General features: G+C 45.3%; 5 protein-coding genes. All 5 read right to left on the reverse strand.

Going from position 1 to position 22243, the window contains the following annotated elements; genetic code table 11:
• Positions 1 to 29 precede the first annotated feature (29 nt).
• From siiE to siiA, 5 genes are read right to left on the reverse strand one after another with little or no spacing between them, the layout of a single operon-like run.
• Positions 30 to 16709, reverse strand: a complete 16680-nt coding sequence (gene siiE / locus QEN31_RS21535; RefSeq protein ID WP_099949732.1) for a non-fimbrial adhesin SiiE — start codon at positions 16707 to 16709, stop codon at positions 30 to 32.
• A gap of 16 nt (positions 16710 to 16725) precedes the next feature.
• Positions 16726 to 18003: an SPI-4 type I secretion system protein SiiD gene (gene siiD / locus QEN31_RS21540; protein ID WP_001081935.1), complete on the reverse strand. Its 1278-nt coding sequence runs from the start codon at positions 18001 to 18003 to the stop codon at positions 16726 to 16728.
• Positions 18000 to 19319: an SPI-4 type I secretion system protein SiiC gene (siiC, locus tag QEN31_RS21545; RefSeq protein ID WP_001670706.1), complete on the reverse strand. Its 1320-nt coding sequence runs from the start codon at positions 19317 to 19319 to the stop codon at positions 18000 to 18002. Before siiC ends, siiD begins: the two co-directional genes overlap by 4 nt.
• Positions 19309 to 20697 (reverse strand): MotA/TolQ/ExbB proton channel family protein, encoded by a 1389-nt coding sequence (locus QEN31_RS21550; RefSeq protein WP_001661760.1) that lies wholly within the window; start codon positions 20695 to 20697, stop codon positions 19309 to 19311. Before QEN31_RS21550 ends, siiC begins: the two co-directional genes overlap by 11 nt.
• Complete coding sequence (gene siiA / locus QEN31_RS21555; RefSeq protein ID WP_000389229.1) at positions 20694 to 21326, reverse strand: SPI-4 type I secretion system auxiliary protein SiiA; 633 nt, start codon at positions 21324 to 21326, stop codon at positions 20694 to 20696. Before siiA ends, QEN31_RS21550 begins: the two co-directional genes overlap by 4 nt.
• Positions 21327 to 22243: the final 917 nt, after the last annotated feature.

Consider the following 22243-nt stretch of genomic DNA (forward strand, 5'->3'; position numbering starts at 1 on the left):
CCTCACCCAAAGGTGAGGGGCCTCCGTTATTATGCGTGTTCTTCTTGATTATCTACAGGTAGCGTAACTTCATTAACGGCGAAAACATCAATAGCGCCGTTATTGTTGTGCCCTACAGAACTCGTTGAAGGGGAATCATTAATATCATCCTCGGTCTTTCCTCTTGCATTCATTGCGTTCACAATATCCGCCGAGGAGTGATCGACTGAGAATGTTTTCTCCTTAATCAGGAAATCATCGTCCTTATCAATGAATTTCACGTCCATAGTATATTCACCATCTTCCAAAGATAGCGGAACTTCGAATATTGCTTTCTGGTTAGTTATCGGCAGAGTAAACTCTTCTCCTTCAAACATAACACTGACATTAACAATATTCTCAGGTACTGATATTTCAAAAGAAGGTGTCTGACTAATTGAACGATCTATTTCATCCCCAGAGTCAGCGTTTAACAATGTAATACTATAGGCTGTCTCCTTCACCACGCTTTCTTCCGCCGCAGACGGCACAGTTCGAAGATGCGTAGCGCTTTCGGCATTCACTGTTTCAGACTCCGGTGGAGTAACCGCTGTTGCCGTGGCGTCATCGCTCGCATCGTCATGCTGGCTATCCGCTGTTACCGTCACCGTTGAGTCAACCGTCACCGCTAGCGAAGCAGATTGCTGTGAATTCCCCGCGCGATCCACCACCGTCACGCTCAGCGTGTAGGTACCGTCATTCCAGGCGGCTGGCGGCGTGAAGGTCCAGCCATCCGCGCCTTGCGTCGCCTGATAGATGTCTGTCACGCCATTATGCGTCACGTTTACGGTCACCCCGGTCACATCAGCATCAATATGCTGCAGCGTGAACTTAGGCTGGGTGTGATTCGTCACGTTATCGCTGTCTGAAGCGCCATTGTCTTCACCTGCTGCCAGCGCAATCTCCGGCACGGTCAGCGTACTGTCGATCGTAACGGTAATGGGTAACGAGTTTTTCTGATTACCCGCGGCATCGCTTGCGATTACCGATATCGTATAGGAACCATCAGCTAACGGTGTACCTGGCGTAAAGAACCAAACGCCATCGGCATTTTTTTCAGCATTATATACGGTCCCATTGATATCGACCTGAACGACCACAACATCGCTTTCCAGATTCCCGATAATAAAGGTAGGTTGCTTATCTCGCGTAATATTATCGCCCACCGTACCACTGTCTGAGTCTGGAGATAATGAAATAACGGGAACCTCTTTCATGATATCGAGAGGGACATCATCACTCCGGTTACCAATCGCATCCACACTCGTAATGGTAAACTTCCCTTCCGATGGATACGGGATCGCCATACTCCATTTACCATTATCAGGAACGGTTAACGTATAAGTATTCCCATTACTATCGGTTATTATTAGCTGAGATTTGGCTTCCGCCGTCCCCTGCATAATAATTAGATCGTTGACAATATCTGAATAAGTTACGACCGGAGCGTTTGGCGGCGTTCGATCAATAAATATTTCATGTACCTCTTCCTTACGGTTGCCTGCGTTATCCTCAATACTCAACGTGATATCGTATTTCCCTTCCGGAAGCTGATCGGTCGATAACTCCCACTGCCCATTAGCCGCAACGACAGCGGTTGCCAGCGTGACCCCTGCCACGATTAATGATACCGTAGCGCCAATTTCCCCCATACCTCTCATGGTAATAGTGGAGCTATTACTCCACCAGTCCGTTTTCGATGATGATTTATTGTCATCAAGCTCGCTGGTAAATACCTGGATATGCGTATCGACCCAAATGGAATACTTTTCCTGATTTACGTTACCAGCACGGTCCGTAGATTTAACAGTGATATCCAGTTGGCCTTCTGTGAAATAAAGCGGGTTCACCGGCATCTGCCAGTGGCCTTTTTCATTAACCCAAACTTCCCCCACATTTAAGCCATTAATGATGATTTCTATTTTGCTATTGGGCTCGGCACTGCCACTAAACAATAAGTTACGCGTCGTGTCCGTTATATATATTTTGCCATCACTACCGGTCATCTCTGCTAACGTTTGTCCACCGATAGAATCAATGGCGACAGGCGTCGTATTAAAGGTATCGATAGTAAAGTTTAGCGTTTTCGAGGTAGCCGTGTTGCCTGCTTTATCGGTGATAACATAATAAATGCTATGGGAACCATCGCCCAACGGTGACTCAGGTCGATAAACTTGATTTCTGTCCGTCACCGTGATCGTATCGACTAACACCCCATCAATGAAAATCTGAACACTCTGGTTCATTTCTCCAGAAATACTAAACGTAGGCCGGGTCTGACTCGTTATACTATCATTACTGAAAATACCGTTATCAGAACCTGCCACCATAGCAGGATTATCGATAAACGTACTGGTATCTATCGTGACGAGTAAGCGAGGCGATTCTGCCGTATTACCTGCCGGGTCTTCGGCAACCACACGGATAGAATATTCACCATCTTTTAACGCATTATCAAACTGGTAGGACCAGGTTCCATCTTCAAGCACAAGCACATTTGCCACGATCTTTTCATCCACATAAATATGGATTGTGGCTCCCGCTTCTGCGGTGCCAACTAACACAGGCTTGTTGTGATTAGTAATCAGATCGTCAAGTGAACCAGAGTTGCTTGCATCTTCAAGGTTGAGCGTTGGGAAGTCGGTTGATGAATCGACATCCACGCTATAATCCTTGCTCACTTCAGTGTTGCCAGCAACGTCAGTAATGCTGAAATGAATATTAAACGTACCATCATCTTGCAGCAGTATCGGCGCGCGCCATGTGCCATCAGCCTCAACCATAACAACGTTGACTAATTTACCATCGACAAAGATGCTGACCTGAGAACCAGCCTCCCCGACACCTGAGACTGACAACGCCCGGTTATTAGAGAGGGCCGGTAATGAATCTTCATCAATGTCAAAGACAGCAATTTGAGAATCGATTGTCACGGTTGTAATCGCAGACTCAACCCGGTTACCAGCAGTATCCGTAGCAACAAATTGCACCTGATACTCGCCGTCGGCGCTATTTGCCGGCATGGTATAGCTAATATTACCTGACGAACTCGCCTCTACTGTGCCTTGTAACACACCATTAATATAAACCTGTACCGTCGCGCCGGGATCGGTCATGGCAACCAGTACCGGAGACTTATTATTGGTAATCAGATCATATTTATCACCGCTATTAGTATCCCGACTTAATGAAATATCGCTGATTTCAATCTGCGTATCATGTTCTATCAGGATATCTTTTTGTTGGCTGTTGCCCGCTTTATCTTCCGATACCACGACAAAGGCATTACTACCTTCACGCAGATCTAATTCTGCGCTCCATCGACCATCATTGCCTACCACCAGGGTAGCAATAACCACCCCCTGCGGACTCCTGATGGTTAAAGTACTTCCGGCTTCGGCAGTACCATCGATGGTGACATGAGATTTATTGGTGATCCAGTCGCCAACTTTGCCACTGTCATCAGCTTCGCGTAATACCACGGTTAACGGCGAAATTACCGTATCCAGTATCACATTCTGCGGACCAAACTCTCTGATATTGCCGGCAACATCTTCAACTTTAAACGTTAATACATAATTACCGTCATTACCCAAAGCAGGTAATACTACGCCCCAGTGTCCTGCGCCTGTCGTATAAGCAATCGCTTTTTCAACGCCATTCACAAAGATAGTGATTTTGCTGTTTGGCTCACTGGTGCCGCCAATCTCCGGCGTCACCGTATTGATATATCCGCCCTCATGCATTCCAGATATATTCCATACCAGTTCAGCAACCTCGGTATCGATAGTGACATCAACGGCGGTGGAACGCAGTTCGCTATTATCGCGAGGGTTGACGATACCCACCTGGACGACATAATGGCCATCTTTCATTTCCGATAACTGGAAAGTATATCGACCCGCTGTATCCGCTGTCGCCTCGCCGACCTTCACGCCATCCACATAAATACTCACAATCGCATTAGGTAACGTGTTCCCAACCAGGGTCGGCGTTTTATTATTCGTGGTAAAGTCTCCTAAGGCACCACTATCGCTCTCCTCGCTGAGCTTTATGGTTGGAGGCGTGACATCAATAACAGGTATTACGACAGGAAAGTCGACCTGCGACGATTCATTACCCGCTTTATCTTTGGCAACAATGCTCACAACATAGGAGCCTGGCGCTAATACTGATGGCGGCGTCCAACTCCATTCGCCATTCGCATTGGCGTTTGCGGAGCCGACCACTTTCCCATCCCACTGAATCATAATCGTCGAGAACGCTTCGGCAAACCCTTTGAACTCAGGACGCAGGCTGGTTGCTTCATGCTGATCATCAATAGATGGATCCGAAAGGCGAATGGTGGGATCGATCGTAACCGTATCGATAGTGAATCTTTCCTGCGTTTGCGCAGTATTTCCCGCGACATCTGTTGCGACGACGTTGATGGTATACATGCCATCCGGCAGTATATTCGGCGTCACACTCCAGTTGCCATCAGCGCCAACCGTAATCGTTTGTTTTAAAACCTCCCGACCTGACTTATCGTCAACAATGGTAATCACCAGTTTCGCATTGGGCTCTGCAGTACCTTCGAATTTGGGATTTTGCTTATTCGTAAGGTTATCGCTATTGGAATTTCCGGTATCAGACGCTGGCTCCATTCTGACACTGACGCTTGTCGTGGTATCAATGGTAAAGGGCAGCTTAGTTTCAGAAGTATTTCCGGCAATATCTCTGAAGACAACAACGGCTTCATATACGCCATCGTTTAACGCAACGGGAACCTGGAATTCCCAGAGGTTATTGCCATTTGCCGTAACCGGATAAGAAACGCCGTTAATTCTGATTACAACAGTATCAATATCGGCGGGTACATTGCCAATAACGAAACGTGGTTTAGTGACACTCGTAATATTATCAACAGCGCTTTCGCCAGTATCATCCGCATCCAGCAAATCAATACTGGGATCAGAAACAATAGTGTCTATTGTGAATGATACCTCTTTGCTAATTTTATTACCTGCGATATCTTCAGCCACTATTTCTATTTTGTAAGTTCCATCCACTAACGGTGTATCAGGGGTAAACAGCCATTTATTACCTGCCCCCTGAGTCAGTGTGCTGGATTTCCCGTTTAAAATTACCGTCACGCTCTGCAGCGGTTCTCTGGCTGAAATTTCAAAACGTGGAGAGGTAATATTCGTAATACCATCCGTAGAATCCTTTCCGGCGTCGTCCAGCATCACGACGCTCAGGCCGTCAATCTGCGTATCCACGGTGAAGCCCAGCGTGGAATTTGCCGTATTCCCTGCCCGATCCGTCGCCTGGACATGGAGAGTATAATGACCATCAGGCAATGCGCTACCTGCAGTAAATTCCCACTGCCCGGCCGCATTTTTACTGATGGGCGTCCAGTTTACGCCATCGAAAGAAACCAGCACCGATGTCACATCATCAGGCGTTGCAATTTCAAAAGAGGGACGGGTAGCATTGGTGACATTATCGTGATCGTTGACGCCGCTATCTGTTGTTAACGTAACACTGTCAATCTGAACCTGCGTGTCGATTTCAATCTTCAGTTCGGCCGATGTTTTGGTATTACCAGCAATATCCGTTACGGTAACAGAGATCGTATGCTGACCGTCAGACAGCGGTTGATCCGGCGTAAAGGTTAAATTCCCCCCTGTGTTTTCAATGGTGTAATCCCGACCATCAATATGAACCACAATGTGTGATACATCATTATCGACATTACCGATAATAAACACCGGTTTGTTAATCCTGGTAAGATTATCATTAGTATCATCACCAGTATCATGGGTGGGATCGAGTACAATTGTCGGCTCTCGCAGAGTCGTATCAATCGTAAACTGCAGCGTTTCTTGCGCAACGTTGCCGGCGATATCAGTCACATCAACCAAGAGAGTGTGTTGCCCATCAGGTAATGCCGAACCGACATTAAATATCCAGCGGCCATCCCCTCCTTTTGTGAGTTCAATCCAATTAGCGGCGTTATCGATTTTAACGCGCACATGAGTAATATCATCAGCGGTAACAATACTAAACTGCGGCTTGTCGACTTTGGTAATGTTATCTACATCGCTATCACCGCTATCTGTAACCAACGTGACGCTTTCAATTTCAGCCGTCGTATCTATCACAACAGGTAATGGTTTCGATGTCGCGGTATTTCCGGCCTTATCTTCAACCGTAACGGTAATATTATAAGAACCATCCGGAATGGCATTGCCTGGCGTAAATTGCCAACCAGCCCCAACCTTAGTCGCGTTATAATCATGACCATCAATCGTCACCACGACTTTGATAACATCGGGGTCAACATTACCAATCGTAAAGGTGGGTCGTGAAATATTAGTGATATTATCGGCTGTATTCGCTCCGGTATCTTGTCCTGCGTCTAAAGCAATAGTCGGAACCTGTATATTAGTATCGATATTAAATACTAAATCTTTATTCGCAATATTACCTGCCTCATCCGTGGCCTCTACGCGAAGGGTATATGTGCCGTCAACCAGAGTATTCGGGCTGTCAAAAATCCACTGTCCGTCGGCATTTTTGCGTATCACATTCCAGTTAGCGCCACCATCCAGGGTTACGCGTACCTGGACGACATCACCGGGAACGTCAATTCTGAATGACGGTTTGGCAACATTCGTTAATTGATCATTCTGCACGCCAGTATCATTAAGCAATACGATATTGTTAATGGTTGTCGTGGTGTCAATACGCACCTCAAACGGCGCAGACTCTTTTACATTCCCCGCCAGATCTTCCACCACAACGGCTAACTGATATGAGCCATCAGCCCAGCTCGCAGAAGGCGTAAAGCGCCATTGACCATTGGTGAATACCGCCGCTTCCTCGTGCGTTTTACCGTTGTAAGTTACTTTGACCATCACGCGCGTAACGTCAGAATCAACCTGGCGTATGTCGAACACAGGCCGATCGTGATTGGTGAGGCGATCGCCAACAGTACCGCTATCTTCGCCAGCTGCCAGTTCAATCACCGGCGTAGTCAACGTACCGTCTATCGTCACCTTTAAAGGCGCGGATGTTTGCTGGTTGCCTGCCACATCTGTTACCGTCACGGTGAATGTGTAGCTACCGTCCGCCAAAGCAGAATCCGGTCGATAGCGCCAGCCGTCGGCTGATTCGGTGAGTACCACCGTTTTAAACGTGCCGTTATGCTCAATACTCAATTCCACGTGTCGAACATCTTTATCGATACTCCCCAACACAAATACTGGCTGAGTGACGCTGGTCAGATTATCGTTCTTATTCTGTCCGGTATCCTGATCGGGCGCCAGCTCAATGGTTGGCGTCATCAACGTGATGTCGATAGTGAAATTGAGCGTCTCCGTCATCTTATTACCCGCACCGTCAGTCACTTCCACGGTCAGGGTATGCTGTCCCTCTGGCATATCCGTCGGCCAGGTGTAATCCCAAATGCCAGCCGTCGAACTCTTGATTGCGGTAACCCAGGTCGTGCCGCCGTCGATACTCAGAAGAACCTTTTCCACATCATCCGGTACCGAGATCTGGAACTGCGGACGCACATGTTTTGTCACATTATCGCCAGGGACGCCGCTATCGTTGACTAATTCAATATGATCAATGGCTATTTGCGTATCCACTGTCACCGTCAGCGGCGTAGACGGACGCGTATTTCCCGCCCGATCCTCCACTGTCACCGTCAGCGTATAATCACCGTCGCCCCACGGCGCTGGCGGTGTAAAGCTCCAGCCTCCAGCCCCCTGTGTCGCGGTAAACGAGGTTGTCGTTCCATTATGCGTGACGCTGACTGTAACGTTGATAACATCCGAATCGATATTCTGCAGAATAAAGGTCGGTCGGGTGCGATTGGTCATATCATCGCCAGGCGTACCGGTATCATCCGTGCTATCCAGCGCAATAGTCGGCGTCGACAACCGGGTGTCGATGAAAAATTCAAGCGTTTGCGTCGCCGTATTGCCCGCTCTGTCGGTGACCATGACGGTTAGGGTGTGTTTTCCATCGCCCATATCCGTTGGCCAGGTATAGCCCCAGACGCCTTCAATACCCTGCGCCGCGCTCACCCAGTTTGCGCCCCCATCAATGCTCAGTTGCACAGAATTCACATCCGCCGGCACCGTGATCTCAAACTGCGGACGGGTGCTGTTAGTTAGATTGTCATCAGGCACGCCATGATCATTGACCAATGTAATATCAGTAATGCTGGTTTGCGTATCTACCGTCACTATCAGCGGCGTGGACTGACGAACGTTTCCTGCGTTATCCGTTACCTCTACCGTCAGTGTATAGCTACCGTCCGCCCAGTCAGCATCTGGCGTAAAGCGCCACTGTCCTCCAACCTGGGTTAGTGTCACTTCCTGGCTATTGCCGCCCTGTGTGATCCGCAAAATGACCGATTGCGCATCGGAGTCAATATTGCCAATGGTAAAGCCCGGTCTTTTGACGCTCGTAATATGATCGCCAATGGCACCTGTATCGTCCCTGCTATCCATAGTGATGGTAGGCGTTGACAGCCGGGTATCAATGGTAAAATCGAGCGTCTGCGTCGTCTTATTTCCCGCCTTATCGGTCGCTTCTACCGTCAGGGTATGTAGCCCGTCGGTCACATCTTTCGGCCAGGTGTAATCCCAGATCCCTGCCGTGCCCTGTGTTGCACGAACCCACGTATTACCGCCGTCGATACTCAGACGTACCTCGTTGACATCCCCTGGCACCGTGACGCGGAAGTGTGGACGAACGTCATTGGTCAGGTTGTCGCCGGGAATACCGTTATCATTAACCAGTTCAATAACATCAATGGTGATTTGGGTATCAACCGTGACCGTCAGCGGCGCTGAGTATTTTACGTTCCCCGCATCATCCTCCACCCTCACCGTCAGCATATAGTCGCCATCTGCCCATGTGCCGGTCGGTGTCACGCTCCAGATGCCGGTCGCGCCTTTGGTGGCCGTCAGCACTTCTTTCGTGCCGCCATACTGCACCTCAACCGTGACATACCGCGCGTCTGCGTCAATATTGCCCAGTATAAACGTCGGCTTATTCGCGTTGGTCAGGTTATCGCCTTTTGTTCCGCTGTCGTCCGTGCTGTCCAGCACGATAGTCGGTTCTGACAGCATGGTATCGATGATGAAGTCCAGTTTCTGCGTCGTCTGGTTTCCCGCCTTGTCGGTCGCCTCCACTGTCAGGGTATGCTTCCCCTCTCCCACATCAGCCAGCCAGGTATAATCCCAGACGCCCGGCGTCGCGCTCTGGGTAGCGTTGAACCACGTCTTGCCGCCGTCAATGCTCAGGCGTACCTCGTTAACATCCGTCGGTACCTTCACCTGGAAGTGCGGACGCACGTTATTAGTCAGATTATCGTCGGGAATACCGCTGTCATTGACCAGTTCAATGTTATTAATGGCGATTTGCGTGTCCACCGTCACCGTCAGCGATGCAGAATGGCTGGTGTTCCCCGCTTTATCTTCGACTGACACACTCAGGGTATAATCACCATCCGCCCACGCCCCTGTCGGCGTAAAGCTCCATCCGCCTACGCCTTTCGTGGCGTCAAATGTGGTGGTGACGCCGCCATGCTCCACGCTGACCGTAACGCGAACGGCATCATCATCAATATGCTGCAGGGCAAATGTCGGCTGGGTGCTATTGGTCATGTTATCGCCCTGGACACCGGTATCGTCCGCGCTATTCAGTACGATGACCGGCACTGACAGCGTGGTATCAATAGTGAAGTGGAGTGTCTCCGTCACCGTATTACCCGCATTGTCAGTCGCTTTCACATTCAGCGTATAGTCGCCATCCGGCACGGTGCCCGGCCAGGTATAATTCCAGACGCCCGGCGTCGCGCTCTGTGTCGCCTTAACCCAGGTCACGCCACCGTCAATGCTCAGACTAACTTCGTTAACGTCCCCCGGTACCGTCACGCGGAACTGCGGATGGGCGTCGTTAGTCATATTGTCGCCGGGAATACCGTTATCATTAACCAGTTCAATAGCATCAATGGTGATTTGGGTATCAACAGTGACCGTCAGCGACGCTGAGTGTTTTTCGTTCCCCGCCTCATCTTCCACCCTCACTGTCAGCGTATAGTCGCCATCTGCCCATGTACCGGTCGGTGTTACGCTCCAGTTGCCGGTCGCGTCTTTGGTAGCCGTCAGCACTTCTTTCGTGCCGCCATGCTGCACCTCAACCGTGACATACCGCGCGTCTGCGTCAATATTGCCCAGTAAAAACGTCGGCTTATTTACGTTGGTCAGGTTATCGCCTTTTGTTCCGCTGTCGTCCGTGTTGTCCAGCACGATAGTCGGTTCTGACAGTAGAGTATCGATGATGAAGTCCAGTTGCTGCGTCGTTTTGTTTCCCGCCTTGTCGGTCGCCTCCACTGTCAGGGTATGCTTCCCCTCTCCCACATCAGCCAGCCAGGTATAATCCCAGACACCCGGCGTCGCGCTCTGGGTCGCGTTGAACCACGTCTTGCCGCCGTCAATGCTCAGGCGCACCACGTTGACATCAGTCGGTACCGTCACCTGGAAGTGCGGACGCACGTTATTAGTCAGATTATCGTCGGGAATACCGCTGTCATTGACCAGTTCAATATGGTCAATGGCGATTTGCGTATCGATGGTGACCGTCAACGGCGCTGAGTGGCGAATATTACCCGCCTCATCTTTCACCGTTACCGTCAGCGTATAGTCGCCATCAGTCCACGCGCTGCCGGGTACAAAACGCCACTGCCCGTTAGTCTGCGTCAGCTCCACCTCCTCGCTGTGACCATCGCGCATCACCTGCACGACGACCTGAGTCACGTCAGAATCAATACCGCCGATAATAAAACCCGGCGTTTTAACGTTAGTCTTATTATCGTTGGCGGTGCCGCTATCATCTGCGCTATCCAGCGTGATGGTCGGTGTCGACAATGTGGTATCAATGATAAAATTGAGCGTTTCCGTCGCCGTGTTGCCTGCAACATCGGTTGCTTTCACTGTCAGGGTATACGTATTTTCGACCAGATCTGTCGGCCATATATACTCCCAAACGCCGTCAGACGTCAGCGTTGCGTTAACCCAGTTGATGCCGCCATCAAGACTCAGTTGCACAGAGTTCACGTCCGTCGGTACCGTAATATGAAACTGTGGACGTGCTTCATTGGTCAGGTTATCCCCGACAATACCCGTGTCATTAAGAAGTTCAATGCGATCAATAGACGTTTGCGTATCGATAGTCACCGTCAGCGGCGCAGAATAATTTGTATTACCCGCCTTATCTTCTACCTTTACCGTCAGCGTATAGTTGCCATCGGTCCAGGCTGCGCCCGGCGTAAAGCGCCACACACCGCCGTTCTTAATCAACTCTATCTGTTGGTTCTTACCATCATGCGCCACCGTCACCACCACTTTGGTCACGTCGGCGTCGATATTACCGAGGGTAAAGCCTGGCATCTTAACGTTGGTGATGTTATCGCCAGCGGCGCTATCATCCGCGCTGTCCAGGGTAATCGTCGGTTCTGACAGAATGGTATCGATGGTGAAGTCCAGTTTCTGCGTCGTTTTGTTTCCCGCCTTGTCGGTTGCTTCCACCATCAGGGTGTGAGGGCCGTTAGCCACATTCGTCAGCCAGGTATAATCCCAGACGCCCGACGTCGCGCTCTGCGTGGCGTCAAACCACGTTTTGCCGCCATCAATGCTCAGTCTTACACCGTTAACATCCGCCGGTACTGTCACCTGAAAGTGCGGGCGCGCTTCATTGGTCAGATTATCGTCGGGGATACCGCTGTCGTTAACCAGTTCAATACGGTCAATGGCGATATGCGTGTCTACTGTCACCGTCAACGGCGCGGACTGCTTCACATTTCCAGCCCTATCTTCTACCTTCACCGTCAGGATATAGTCGCCGTCCGCCCAGTCGCTGGTCGGCGCAAAGCGCCACTGTCCGCCGGTCTGAACCAGTGGCACCTCCTGTTTAATGCCATTGTGCATTACCTCCACTATCACCCGGCTGACATCGGTATCAATATTGTTGAGGGTAAAGCCCGGCGTTTTAACATTGGTGATATTATCGCCCGCGATGCCGCTGTCATCTGCGCTGTCCAGCGAGAGGGTCGGCACAGACAGAGTGGTATCGATGGTGAAATCAAGTTCCTGCGTCGTCTTGTTTCCCGCCTTGTCGGTCGCCTCTACCGTCAGGGTATAGCCTCCGTCGGCCACATCATCCGGCCAGATATAATCCCAGGCGCCCGGCGTCGCGCTCTGGGTAGCGTTGAACCACGTCTTGCCGCCGTCAATGCTCAGGCGCACCACGTTGACATCCGTCGGTACCGTCACCTGGAAGTGCGGACGCACGTTATTAGTCAGATTATCGTCGGGAATACCGCTGTCATTGACCAGTTCAATGTTATTAATGGCGATTTGCGTGTCCACCGTCACCGTCAGCGATGCAGAATGGCTGGTGTTCCCCGCTTTATCTTCGACTGACACACTCAGGGTATAATCACCATCCGCCCACGCCCCTGTCGGCGTAAAGCTCCATCCGCCTGTGCCTTTCGTGGCGTCAAATGTGGTGGTGACGCCGCCATGCTCTACGCTGACCGTAACGCGAACGGCATCATCATCAATATGCTGCAGGGCAAATGTCGGCTGGGTGCTATTCGTCATGTTATCGCCCTGGATGCCGGTGTCGTCCGCGCTATCCAGTACGATGACCGGCACTGACAGCGTGGTATCCACCGCGAAATCGATGGTCTTCGTCACTGTATTGCCTGCTTTATCAGTCGCTTCCACCGTTAGCGTGTATTGACCATCTGCCAGGTCTGTCGGCCAGATATACTCCCAGCTTCCTGCCACGCCCGGAGTTGCCTGAACCCACGAATTACCACCGTCAATGCTCAGACGGACTTCATTGACATCCGTAGGTACCGTCACACGAAAGTGGGGACGGTCGTCGTTGGTCATATTATCGCCTTTCACGCCGCTATCGTTGACCAGTTCCACCCCATCAATGGCGATTTGGGTATCGATAACGACCGTCAGCGGCGCTGAGTAGTTGGTATTTCCTGCCTTATCTTCTACTTTCACCGTTAACGTGTAGCTGCCATCCGCCCACGTATTCCCTGGTATAAATAACCAACTACCATTGAGGTGGGAAAGTTCGATCTCTTCGCTCACGCCATTGTGCATCACCTGTACGACGACCCGATGCGCATCAGCATCAACACCGGAAATAGCAAAACCTGGCTTATTGATATTGGTCAGGTTATCGCCTGTAACCCCCGTATCATCCTTAGAAAGCAGGGAAATCACCGGCGTTGATACTGTGGTATCGATAGTAAAATCGAATACCGCGCTGTTCGCTTTATTACCCGCAATGTCCTCAACCTTGACATAAACCTGATGCAAGCCTTCCGTTAAATCTGAAGTAAAGGTATAGGCCCATGAACCATCAGGTTGTTGCGTGGCAACACCGATCTGCGTATCAGACGCGGCATCCCATACCTGAACACTGATAATGTCCGGATCAATATCTTTTAGGTGCAAGGTAGGTTTAACGATATTCGTTAAATTATCATCTGCAATTCCCGAATCTGAATCCGGGCTCAATGAAACTATCGGTATTGAAATAGCAGTATCGACGCTAATTAAGAAAGGATCCGAATGAGCAATGTTGCCAGCGATATCTTCAACTGAAGCGGTTATTCTATGATCGCCATCAACCAAACCTTGATCGGCTTTCAGGGTATACTCCCATCTGCCATCTTTATTTGTTCTGACCTCAGCGATCAGTGCACCATCAATATAGAGTTTAACCGTTGAATAGGGTGCAGCGGTTCCTGTCAGTGCAGGATTCTTTTCATTAATAATATGGTCTGTATTATCAACCCCCGTATCGTTGACCAACTCTATTGTTGGTTTTTGCGTTTGCGTTACGATTTGGAAATTATACGCTGATGAGGAGGCAGTATTACCGGCAATATCTTCTACTTTTACCGTTACGTCATGCGAGCCATCGGATAACGCTGTGGTAAATTGAAAATTCCATACACCATCATCGCCAGCAATAGCCTCACCACTTAACACACCGTCAACATAGATGGAAACCTTAGCATTAGCTTCAGCCATCCCGGTAAACAACGGCGTATTAATTTTAGTAATCATATCGCCTTTAACGCCAGAGTCAGCGCTATCATGCAACATAACAGTAGGGATCGGCGTAAAGCTATCAATGGTAAGCTGATAATCTACAGATGACGTTCTTCCTAAAGGATCGATGGATTCAACCGTAATCTTATAAACATTGTCAGACAGATTTCGGGAAATATCAAAATTCCAGTTACCGTCTGCATCCGCAGTCGTCACGCCTATCGTTTTACCATCAATAAGGATATTTACGGTAGCAAACCTATCCGCTGTTCCCAGTAATGTCAGAGCATTATGTTTATTGGTAATCCAGTCGCCTTTTGCACCGGAATCATCACTGGCATCGAGTTCCGCTTTTGGAGGTACAACTTCAGTTTGAATAGTAAAAGAATATTTAACAGTAGAGGATTTATTACCGGCGGCATCCTGAGAGATGATTTCAATATCATAGGCGCCCTGAAGAAATTTATTACTAAACTGATAATTCCAGGTCCCGTTTGAGTCAACCTCAATGCTGTCATATAATTTACCATCTCGCATCAATAAGATGGTAGACTTTGGCTCTGCCGTACCGACTAAAGCCGGTAAATCATTCCCTGATAAAATTATACCATTCGGCAAAACAACATAATCCTCCAAAGAAACCGTCGGAGGTACAGGGGCAATAGTATCAATAACGTAACTAAAGGAAAAATCCTTTTTGTTGCCAGCGACATCTTCAACAGTGAACGTAAGATTGTTAATCCCTTCCACTGAGTCGGAAGTGAAATTGAACGTCCATTCGCCCTTGTCATTCGCTTTAAAAATAACCTCTTCGCCAGTCTCACTATTTATGACACTGATAATAGCATTTGGCTCAGTTTTACCTGTAAAGGTTGGGCGAGTATTGTTAGTAACGTTATCTCCGACAATACCGCTATCATTCGTCGTTTCAATCTCAGCGCTGAAATAGCTGATACGTGTATCAATAGTAAAAGGCAGATTTGCCGTCGCTGAGGTATGTCCGGCAATATCAGTAGCTGTTGCTGTTATATTGTATTCGCCATCCTTGAGCGGCGTAGTAAGCGTATAGCTCCATGTCCCATCTTTAGCAACAATGACCTCACCAAGATGTTTAAGTCCAAGATAAATAGAGACTGTAGAACCGGGTTCCGCCACACCAATAAATGTTGGCAGGGTGCTATTTGTAATGTTGTCATTTTTAATGCCGGAATCACTACTATCATCCAGCTCAATCGTCGGCTTTTCCGGAGGAATGGTGTCGGTTATGATACTATCCGTCGTTTCGTTTTTATTACCTGCTTTATCCACGGCAACGACTTTTATACTATTTTCGCCCTCAGATAATTCATTATCTTTAAATTCATAACTCCAGTTTCCATCTTTATCGACATCAACGCTGGCAACCAGTTTATTATCTACATAAATGTCAACCTTAGCATTCTCTTCCGCCGTACCAACAATTGAAGGCGTCAAGGTCGGCGTTAAGCCCTTATGACCAGACACACTACTTTCAGGCGAAAGTTCAAATGTTGGCTTATCGGTAACGGAATCGATAGTAATGACAAGTTTGGCGCTACCGCTTCCATCAGCAGTCTTGGCCTCTGCCTCCAGATTGTATGTTCCATCAGTCAATGTTTCAGGCGCTGTGAAGGTGAAGTTACCCAAACTATCCGCTACAGCCTGACCGACAGCAATACCATTAATTTTAATAATAACCGTGGCATTGGGAGCAGTGCTACCTACAAACTGAGGTTTGGTAAAATTAGTTATACTATCATCTTTGCTACCGCTGTTACTCTCGGCCGCAAGCGCTAATGTGACTTTAAGCGGCTCTTTAACAGACTCGGCATCGAGCTTATTTTCCTCATTTTTACTGCTATTACTTTTGCCAGTACTGGTATTTTTATTAATAGGTTGAGGAAGAACTTTTTCAGCATCGTTCTGTTTAGAAGCCTGCGTTGCTTTAGCCTGTGTATTTTGCTGGGAAGCATCGCTTTGCTGAGCCAAATTGTCTTTTGCTACATTGTCAGCCAAAAAGTTCTGCAGCATTTCTTCAATTTGCTTTGACGAGTTCTGTACTTCAAACGCTTCATTGAGCGCTTTTTCTGCTGCCTCCTTAGCTTTCTCTGCTTCTTCCTTCGCCTTATCAGCTTCTTTCTTTGCGTTTTCAGCATCGTCAAGCTGCTTTTTTAATTCCTCTTCTTCCTTCTTATTTCGTCGTTTGCCATTACCTTTCTTTTCTACCTGAGCAGAATCAACCAATGAGCTGTCAATTCTCTCCAGTTGAATATCTTTTAAATCTACGCTGCCCAGAATTTTAGCGCCGGTAATAGTCTTATCTTTAAATTTAACAGCGAGGTTATTGCCTTTGATACTTGAATAAAGAGCGCCATTGACAATGATCACTGAACCACGCGGCGTGGTAATGTTCATGTCTGGCCCGGAAAGAGAAACTTTTGCGCCTTTGGCATTACCCAAAGAAGATAAATCAATTACAGAATTTTGATCGGCAAAAAACTTTTGTATGCTTTTATTTCCCATAATATTATATTCACTCTCAAGGTGTATCTAATCGTTTAGTATTAACTGGTTCTGAAAAGGCTTTGTCCACGCCTTTCATCAAGGGAGATAACAGGTATTCCATAATACTGTGTTTTCCGGTAATTACACTGGCGTCAACAGTCATACCTGGTTTTAACCACCGTAAATCATCTTCATTAACATCGAATGCAATAATTACTTTATAATAACGCTGAATTGTTCCTCCGGTATTTTCCTCATAGGAATCAGGGCTAATATTATCGATAGTCGCATTATACGATTTTATCTTTGGTTGGATAATTGACTGCACATCCAGTTTAACGGCTTCATCTACATATATTTGGTCACGGTATTTGGGTAATATTTTCACATCGGCCAGCATAGTCCTTACTTTTGGTTTTATTTCAAAAAGTAAGTCCGCCGCCTGAATCACACCACCATGAGTAGTGGCACTTTTATTGATTTTATAAATTACACCGTCAACCGGTGAATAGATATCCTCCTCATTTATCTGCTTCTCTATTACTTTTAATGTAGAGTTAACAACCTCAAGCTCCTGAAGATTTTTAGATATTATTTTAGATAAAGATAAGCGCAATTCATTATTAAGCGCCTCAATATCATTAACAACCAACTCAATATCATCTTTTTTTAAAGTGATGCTACTTTCAATATCATTAATTTCAGACTTAACTTTTATATACGCCTGTTTCTTGTTAAGAAAATTGGTATATGGGCTAATTCCTTTTTTTACCAGTGGGGAAAGAATATTTATTTCTTCGGCAAGCAATGCGAGTTCTTTTTCTTTCGAACTCAGCTTCTCTTGTAATCCGCTAATCTCAGAATCAAGAGAGGTTTTTTTTAACTCTTTAGCTCTTATCTGACTATGCACTAATTCAATATTCGCTTTTACCTCTTTATTGCTTAAAGAACGGGTGCCATCCAGGGTAATCAACCCACTCTCATTTTCTTTATCAAGAATGAAAGATATTTCGTTAACATCTTTATCCAGATACCCTTTTTGAGTTCTATACCTTTGATATTCTTTTTGCAGATCAAGGTTAACGACCTTTGCAAGGAGTTCTCCTTTTTTTACAGTATCACCCTCGGCTACATAAATATCTTGTATCGTCCCTCCTTTAGAAAGAGATATTAACTGAGCATTATCTTTAGTAGTGATAACGCCCTGACCATGAACCACTGAATTAATTTCTATAAAGTAGGTAAGGATAATAATTAAGATCGTCAAAGAAATAATTATCATCATGAGATGATCGCTTTGTCTTCTATTCATTTCATTACATTTAACTCACTTTCAGTATTTCCTTTTAAATAATCCATTAAATGAAAAATCAATGAGAGTTGCTGTAGCTTTAAAATATACAGGCTATATTTGCTGTCGATCATGCTTACATATGCCTGAAATGCTTCATTACGGCTTGAAATTAAATCAAGCAAACTTTTTTGCCCTAACTGAAACTCCTGCTCATATAATTCAGTAAGCTGTAACGCGTTTGTATGTGAACGTTCCGCCACTGAGTAAGTCTCTTTTGCAGCGGCGTATCTTGAAAGTTGTGAATCAATGTTATAACGCGTTTTAATCAAAAAATCGTCAATTTGCAGCTTAGCCTGCGAGTAACTTGCCACCATTTTTCTTTCCTGGGCTGAATTTCTGAACCCATTAAAAATGTTGAAACTGACATTGATACCCGTTTTAAATTCATCTTCATAATCACTTTTTTTGGCACTACCGCTCGGGTTATTCTGTACATAGCTGGAAACAAGATCTACAGTCGGAAAATAGGATGATTTTGCGGCATTAATATCTTCGGTCGCGGCTTTTCGGGTATTGACAAGCATCTTATAGTCATCGTTGTATTTCATCACCATGTCCATAAGTTTTTCAGGGCTTTCGACAAAGATATATTTTTTGAAGAGGTTGAATTTTTCATCGCTTTGAATCTGATCTGGTGATAAATTCAGACCAGTCATATTCTGCATTTTATACATTTCATCATCCAACATCGACTGATACATAATGCTTCTGGTATTTAATGCATCGATAGATACTTGTACTTTACGCATATCAGATTGCATCGCTACACCGGAAGATACCAGCAACGAAAAAGTTTCCAGCATCTTTTTATAAAACTCTTTCTCCAGATTTACGCCATCAATCATTTCACGATATTTACTGATGTTGTAATAGGTTGTCACAACCTCCTGAGACACTATATTCTTTGTTTTTTCATAGTCAGTTTTACTATTATCTCTTTCATATTCAGATTTCCTGATATTAGCCCCCCTCACTCCAAAATCCGTTATTCGGTATGATAAAGACACCTTATTTTCAACGTTCCTCTCGGTACCTGATGACTCTTTCCTGTTATTATTAAGGCCAGATGTTAGATCCAGGGTAGGATAAAGTGCTGCCCGTGAAAGATCTAAGTCACTGTTTTTCTTTTCAGTCTCATAATATGAAACAGCAACAGAGGGCTGATGCGTTAATGCGGCATTAACTAAATCTCTTAGAGGAATGACCGGAAGCTCGCTGGCGTATGTGCTTTGTGTAATAAAAGCAGTCGTCAGAAAAAACATCTTAATCTTCATTTTTTTCCTCCTTGTTTAACAAACGTTGCTTTACTATTTCCTGATGCATAGATGTTATTTTTTCCATTAATGGCATATAGGTATCACGGTAGCTAACCATTTCAGCACTAATCTCTTTAGTATTGGCAATAATCTTTTTATCAGTAGCCGATAGATCGGATAGCGCTAAATGAACATTATTCATATCCTCATCCATTTCTTTTCTCAGCCCATCGAGAGTATGAGAAATATCGGCACTGCCAGCGGCAATATCGTTTATGGTCTTACCATGTGAAAGAGATTCCTGATAGCATTTATCAACTGATGCCATTATTGAATCATTCTTTTTGTCTATAATATTTTGTATTGTACTCATTGCCTCCAGTCGTGCATTATTATCAGCAAGCAGGGTATTACCTTCAGATAAACGAGAGGTAATTGTTATTACACCGTCAACTAATTTTTGGGTATTTTCGTTATTGCTTACCAGATAACCATCAATCAGCGTAGAAAGTTGCTCTAGTTTTGCTGAGTTATCCAATAGTCGGTTTTGCAAAGTGACAAAGCTATCTGATAGCATCTCTCGTTTCTTTTCTTCATCCTGCGTCCGTAAATTTTCAACTGACAGATAGTTATCAAAAAACGCTTTAAACAACTCTTTAAATTCTACAAGCGTCTCTGATTCAACCCGCAGGCTTCGTTGTTTATTATTGGATCTGTTGCTTATGATTTTTAATTTTTTGATTTCCGTAGAAACAAGGGAATAGGAGCTGCGAACAAAAACACTTTGTGAGGTCAGGAGTATGGCGCAAACAACACCATAGATAGAAGATACAAATGCGGTATTCATCCCTTTCAATGGTTCAGAAAGCGACGCTACCATTGTCACGATCATATTGAGTGTATTACTTGCATTATCACCGCCAACATCTGATGGCGAGCTCAATAAGTTCCCGATTGAACCAATCGTAATAGACAGACCCGCAAACGTCCCCAACAGGCCAACAAGCGTCGACACATTGCTACAGCTCATAATAAATGACAATCGTTGATTACGGGCGGTAGACACATTGTCATCTAATTCCATCAGCAAATTGAAATCACACTGTTTGGGTTCCCCGGCAAACAAAACCTGATTGAGGTTAGAAAGAATGCTATTTTTTCTACTGGCGTCCTGAGCTATTAATATATCTTTTGCTGAAATATTTTTAAGAATAGTGAATAATGCACACAAAGAACCTGTAATATAAATGGCAATAATGACTCCATTGTAAATTGCAGAAACCATAAAGTTATCAAAAACATACTCTCTTATACCGGGAAAAGATAAAGCGAAAAAAGGGAGTATGGCAAGGAAAAAACAGACAAACAAATAGCGGTAATGATTTATATATTTCACTCTGACACCTTTTTATTAATAGTCGTGATAATAGCTTTACTCGTTGTACTTGATGCTGCGGAGTTAACACTCATGTCAATAACTACATCAGGATATATCTTCTTAATCTCTTTCATTAAAATAATTCCCCGTTCATATCCCAGTCGTAAAGAGTCAGAGAAAGAGATGTCTGCCTGAGGAATAACCATTTCTATCAATAAATTACTATTAGTTTTGTCTTCTAACCAAGCCTCTATTTTATGAGTATCCTCTTCTGAAAAGCTTCTCAGCCTGCCATGATACGTAATAACAAGCTCATTTTTTGTAGACGTTATATCAGTTTTCTGACCATCGGCGATATCGTATACTCCAACCTCCTTACCTGACATTGTAGTCATTCCGTCCGACACATCTTGGGTATTCACTTCCTTATTAACTATTTCATTAGCATTTGAATTGTCATTGGCTCCGTTATTTTGAGCAGTAGATTTAGTCTTATTCTCTATATTTGCTTTATAAACTTTAATTGAGTTGTCATACATAATAATCATATTATTAAGTGCAAACACCAACATAAGAAATATAAAAATGCACAATACCGTAGAGAATGTATCAACAAAACTAGGCCACGGATTACTTTCGTCTTCCATGTTGTCTCCTGATATTACATTGTGAATAAAATGTTTTTGTAGATTAGAAAGGATAAAGGATGCTCAACTTATTCAGAAAGTGAACGCTACCGCCCTTGGCTTCCTGCTACCAATACGCTTTATAGAGTTCAGTTTTCTTACATCTCGTAATCAGAAAAATAAAAACAACGACGCCATTTTTATGCGCCCACAACAAAGATGAGTGCTTTAATTAAAAACACTCTTCATTTTTTTAATTAGGTAGACATCAATTATTGCACTAACTATATCTTCCCCAATAATAGGTATCGCATAAGCTCTCAGCTCATAAATAAAAAATAGTCATCAGCAAATTAAAACCACCCGCCGATAAATAGATTTGTTAGCTAATCATTGAAACTCTAAATCATTTTAAGGACATATTTCTTTTTAATACGCGTTATAACCATACGTATTTAATAAATTTGCCTCCAGAGGATAAAATGAATTTTCACAATTAAAACATAGGGTCATAGGGACTTCAATATAACTTAAATCATTGAAAATATAATAAGTGGGGAGTAAAAAATCAGAATTGCGTAAAAAAACACACAAATAAAACCATTTTTTATATAAAGCCAGCTATAAGTAACAATTTTATCTTCAGCAATTAAAAATAAAGCAAGATACACATATCATATTTGAGCTCATCACAAGCTAAAGCAAACATTTAATTAACTATTGATAATACCGCCCCTTCTCTACCGTTATTTTATAATATCTTTTTGTTGTCAAAAAATGGCTATAAATTATATATTTTGCAGATGAGATTTCTCTTTCATATTTAAGACAATCCGGGTTATTGCAGTACATTTATGAACTTCGGCTGGATAATGATGTGCCGAGGCGAGTCGGCCAGAGGCGATAAGCGACATTTTTCCGTAAGATATGCGCTTCTC

The sequence above is a fragment of the Salmonella sp. SA15303 genome (genome assembly GCF_029962125.1).
GTDB classification, from domain to species: domain Bacteria; phylum Pseudomonadota; class Gammaproteobacteria; order Enterobacterales; family Enterobacteriaceae; genus Salmonella; species Salmonella enterica.